We start from the raw sequence: 4,708 nt of genomic DNA, 5'->3' as shown, positions 1-4,708 counted from the left end.
CTATTTCACCTTCGAATCGCGTTTTCACACGGTCTGCAAGACTTATGTGCCGAAGCTCCGGAGCTGTTCGACGCACGCTTGGAACGAGAGGCTTCGGCGAGCAAGGCCAGAGCGCCTTCTATGGCCTGGCTTAGTCGGAACCAGCCTTTGCGGATAGCCGATGTGGGCTGGTCGCATCTCCAGCCAACCCGTCACAACTACAGTGTTGAAATACTAGGCGATTGGATCTACGTTTGCGGTGAATGGAAGACACAGATCATCCCGTAACGACGCCGCCAACACGAGAGCGTCAAACAGCGCAGCTGTCTGTCTGCCTTGGTAAACAGTTCGGCCTGAAGCTGTCGGTTGATGTCAGTAGCACAGGCCTGTTGTCAATCGGAGCGCTGGTTGCAGGCATCCTACTTTCAAGCGCCGTGATCGTCCGTTCAGCTGTGAAGCGGTAGCCTTTGAAGCTTAAGCTTCCATAGGGCTGCCGAAACCGGCGGCTGACCTGGCGACGTCATGCGCCTCGATTGAGACGGTGGATTGCGCCTGATCAAGGAAATCCAAAATTGCCCCGGCTGCGCGGACCTGAGCCTGCAGCATGCTGACTGGCACAAGCCGCCGCCGCAGACGCACTGATGATTGCTCAAGCAGTTCCCATGCCTCACCAAAGGGTCGGGATGCAGCCAGACACCCCAAGGTTTGTGCTGCCATCCCCAACATCTCGCCCAATGCGCGGAAGCAGGGCTCATCATCTTCCAGGGCTCTTCGCAGCGTTGCCCTGGCCAAAGCGCGCCGGGCACAATCCGTCGCCGGTTCCAGCCGATCATCCAATTCTTGGTCGGCCCGCTCCAGCCGCCTGCGAATGGTGTCGGCCATGCCGCCCGGGGCTCTGCCTATTACACGGCCTGAAACCACAACGTGAACTGCGGGCGAGTGGCGTATGCGTGCATCCACACGTCTCAAGGCCGCCATCAGCGCGCGGTCCTCTCCTGAGGCCACGAGCGGCACACCTCCGGAACGTGTGTAAGCCTCGACACTTACAGCAATGCTGGCCCCTGAGTGCTGGGTATGCCGCGGCTCTGGATCAGATGGGTCCGGATCAAGCTGGGCATGGATCCTGTCGCAGAGGGCATCGTACTCGCACTCCCGCGCATCGTCTTCGTGCAGTCCGGCAGGGATCCTGGACCAATCAAGAGGATGCAGTTCGACCCACCCTGCGACAACCTCGGCACCGGCAGCCATTTCGGCCAGGGTGGCCTCGAGCCAATCCGGGTCAACCAGCCCGTCGGCGTCCATCGTCAGGAGGATGCCGCTGGGGCCTGCAATGCGAACGGCGGCTTCACACGCCAGGCGCCTGGCACAGCCCGCATTTGCCTCCCCAGGCGGAAGTTCGACCTCGATGACGTGCAGCGTGGTGCCGGGTCGGAGCGAGACCGACCGCGCGGCAGCAGCAGTGGCATCAGCACAGTTGTTGGCAACAACTACTATGTCATGCACCTGGGCACCGACCTGGCCGTCAAGTGCTTCCAGGCATGCTGCGATGCCGGGCGGCAAGCACATCTCCCCGCCCTGGGGATAGGAAGCTGACCTTGACGGACGTGTGGACCATCGGCGCCGTGCTGGTCGGCTTCGCCCTGGTGCCGCTGACAAGATGGCCGTGGATGAACCCGGTGGTGGCGGCCTTGGTTACCGCCAATATCCTGTGGGCAGGTTACGGCATGCTGCGGGAGTCGGTGGGCGGCCTGATGGATGAGGTGTCCTATCCGAAAGCGGTGGCCGGGCTGCGCCAGGTCATCTCGGCCAATCCCGAAGGTGCCATCGAAGCCCATGATGTCCGCACGCGCCGATTCAGCAACGTCACTTTCGCCGCGTTTCACCTTGTGGTGCCGGGCAGGATCGCGGTCCAGGACGCATACACCATTTGCGACCGTATCGAAACGGCACTGCGGGCCGAAGAGGGAGAGGCGGTCATCAATATCCACAAGCCGAGCTCTCCCAGCTGCAGCAGTCCTTGGCCGATCAGCATAAATTCACTCCAAATAGCCAAGCCTCCAGCAACCACGAGGCAGGCACGCTACAAGGTGCCGACCTTGGATGCACGTCCTGGCTAGCCAACCACCGGTGTCACGCCACCAAGGTTCAGGCACCAGCCCCGACGGACGCCTCTGCAACGGAGGCAAGCCACTCTCGGAACGTCTCTCCAGCAGGGTTAGGCCTGCCTCGCTGCGGAACATACGCGAAGTAGGTCCTAGCTGGCAGACTGATATCAGGAAATGGGGCCACCAAACGCCCCGCCGTCAGGTCGTCTCCAACAAGGGTGGTTGGTCCCATCGCGATGCCCAGACCATCGATGGCTGCCTGTATGGACAGGTAGAAGTGGTCGAGCGTCAGTGTAGCAGCAGGCTGCAAACCGGCATGCCCGGTTTGCTTCAGCCAGTCGCGCCACAATTTCGGCACCGTGGTAACGTGGAGCAAGGTGTGATGTTCCAGGCCTGCGACCGTCTTAAGCGGATGTCGCTTTAGCAGGACGGGGCTGCAAACGGGCAGCCTGCGCTCGGCTATCACTGGATACGACCCATAGCCGTGGAATGTGTCCGGTCCACCGCGGATCACAACGTCGTAGTCCTCAGACAACGAGTCGATGGCCTCGTTGGACGTGGTCAGCCGAACCTCGATGTCTGGATGCGCCTTGCGGAAAAGCGCTAACCGCGGCAGCAGCCAGCGCAGGCTGAAGGTCGCCAGGGCGTTTACGCGCAGCACGGCAGCCGCCGGTTCCCCCCGCCGGTTCCTGTGGTGTCCCGCTGCGGCTGAGATGCGCTCGAGCGCCGGGCCGAACTCAGCACGCAGGGCCTCGCCGCCCGGCGTCAGCGCCATCCCGCGGCTCAAACGCCGAAACAGAACCGCCCCGTCCAACCACTCCTCAAGCAGGCCGACCTGGCGGCTGATAGCCCCATGGGTGACACCCAGTTCCTCTGCCGCATCCTTGAAACTGCCATGCCGGGCGGCGGCCTCGAAAGCGCGCACCGCATTTAGCGGCGGGAGCGGGTTCCGGAGTATCGAACTGGGCATGACGTGAGCTTTCCTGACATCTGTGCGCAGAATACATCGTTTGTAATCGAACTGTCATACAGCGATGCTGCCGCCAGTGGAGATTTTCTGCCCGCAGTTGGGATGGGATGATTAGGAGGACCGTGAATGTCTCAGGCGCCGCTGGTAGCAGAGCCGGACTGTTCGTCATGATGGACGAACCCAAATGAGTGACATCACCGTCCAAGAGGCCGTGGACACCGAACCCAGCGGGACATCGCGAGGCCGCCGAACACTGGCCCTTGCGGGTCTCGCCCATGCGCTGCACGACGGATACACGTCGAGCATCTACGTGCTTCTGCCGATCTGGCAGAGCCAGTTCGCTCTGGGCTACGGCGCCATGGCAGTCCTCCGCGCCCTCTATGTCGGAAGCCTGGCCCTGCTGCAGGTGCCGTCAACTCGGCTGGCCCGCCTCCTGTCACCGCGAGCCGTGCTGGCGCTTGGAACCCTGCTCAGCGCGTTCGGCTACGCTCTGGCTGGGTTCTCGGGTGGCCTGGTCGGCTTGTGTGTCGCCCTTGCATTGGCGGGCGCGGGCAGCAGCACGCAACACCCGCTGGCGTCCGCCGCCGTGTCCCGGGCCTATGGCAGGCGCGCGCGTGGGCCTTTGGGCAGCTACAATTTTGCGGGTGATCTCGGGAAGGCGTCGCTGCCGCCACTGCTGGCACTGCTGATAACGGTCCTAGCCTGGCGCCACGCGCTCTGGTTGGTGGCTGGTCTGGGCGCCGTCGTGGCGCTCCTGATCCAGTTTTTGATGCCGCAAGTTGAACAGCCAGCGGCCCACCCAGCCGCGGTTCCGGCTGCTGGCAAGGGCAAGGGCGGCTTTGGATTGCTCTTGGCCATCGGCATGTTGGACGGTGCGGCCGGTGTGACCTTCCTTTTGTTCCTCCCCGCTTTGCTGAAGTCCAAAGGCGCATCGTTGCCGACCCTCGGCGTGGCCCTGGCTCTCATCTTCATTGGCGGGGCGTGTGGCAAGGCCGCCTGCGGCTGGCTGGGAGCCAAGCTCGGCCTGCTTGGGACCGTGGTCGGAACCGAACTCGGGACGGCCGCAGCAATTTTCGCGGTCCTGGCACTGCCCCTCGCTCCAACCCTGATACTGTTCCCATTCCTGGGTATCGCATTGAACGGCACGTCCTCCGTGCTTTACGGCACCGTGCCAGAGCTTGTAGACGGTGAGAAAGTCGAGCACGCCTTCGCTGTATTCTACAGCGGCACCCTTGGATCCAGCGCCTTGGTTCCCGTGCTGCTCGGGACGTTCGGCGACTGGGTTGGACCGTCTTGGGCCACCGCTGTCGGCGCGTCTGCGGCGTTGTGCGTCATACCCCTTATGGTCCTACTGGCGCAGCGACTGGACTCCAAGCCGTCCCCCCGGGGTGCCTGAGACCGCGTTCGTCGGTCCCAGTAAGCCAAATGACTCCAATCGTCCTTGCCTCCGTGATGTGCGCCGCAGGTTTGCACGCCAGTTGGAATGCGGTCCTTCGCGGCGGGGGCGACCGGCTGTGGTCGATGACGCTGATGATGATTGCTATCACCATCGCCGCGTTGATTGCATTGCCCTTCCTGCCGTGGCCGAACGCTGCAAGTTGGCCATACGTCATCGCATCGGCAGTCATTCACGTCGGCTACAATCTCTCCTTGG

The 4,708-nt window shown here is 62.8% G+C and carries 5 protein-coding genes and 1 pseudogene; 3 read left to right on the top strand and 3 right to left on the bottom strand.

Annotation, left to right across the window (positions count from 1 at the left end; translation table 11 throughout):
* Nucleotides 1-267, top strand: a 267-nt coding sequence (locus tag GSQ76_RS31505) for a hypothetical protein (RefSeq protein WP_216851354.1), incomplete at its 5' end; no start/stop codon positions are given.
* 186 nt (nt 268-453) lie between these two features.
* On the opposite strand, the gene GSQ76_RS32255 is transcribed toward GSQ76_RS31505, so the two are convergent.
* Nucleotides 454-861, bottom strand: coding sequence for a hypothetical protein (locus GSQ76_RS32255; protein WP_254070711.1), 408 nt, complete (start codon nt 859-861; stop codon nt 454-456).
* A 351-nt stretch (nt 862-1,212) separates the two neighbouring features.
* Nucleotides 1,213-1,545 (bottom strand): annotated as a pseudogene (locus tag GSQ76_RS32995) (glycosyltransferase); the annotation flags it as partial.
* Between the two features lie 38 nt (nt 1,546-1,583).
* On the opposite strand from GSQ76_RS32995, the gene GSQ76_RS29765 reads away from it, so the two are divergent.
* Nucleotides 1,584-2,096, top strand: coding sequence for a cation diffusion facilitator family transporter (locus GSQ76_RS29765; RefSeq protein WP_254070712.1), 513 nt, complete (start codon nt 1,584-1,586; stop codon nt 2,094-2,096).
* 28 nt (nt 2,097-2,124) lie between these two features.
* On the opposite strand, the gene GSQ76_RS29760 is transcribed toward GSQ76_RS29765, so the two are convergent.
* Nucleotides 2,125-3,054, bottom strand: a complete 930-nt coding sequence (locus GSQ76_RS29760; protein WP_158747703.1) for a LysR substrate-binding domain-containing protein — start codon at nt 3,052-3,054, stop codon at nt 2,125-2,127.
* Between the two features lie 184 nt (nt 3,055-3,238).
* Here GSQ76_RS29760 and GSQ76_RS29755 point away from each other — a divergent pair, with 184 nt between their 5' ends.
* A complete protein-coding gene (locus GSQ76_RS29755; protein ID WP_158747702.1) occupies nt 3,239-4,450 on the top strand; it encodes an MFS transporter in 1,212 nt (403 codons plus the stop codon).
* The last annotated feature ends 258 nt before the right edge of the window (nt 4,451-4,708 follow it).

Origin of the sequence: Acidisphaera sp. L21 (assembly GCF_009765685.1) — a bacterium.
GTDB lineage: Bacteria > Pseudomonadota > Alphaproteobacteria > Acetobacterales > Acetobacteraceae > LMUY01.
The sequence above is the reverse complement of the archived record's forward strand: the minus strand, read 5'-3'. Positions and strand labels throughout refer to the sequence as shown.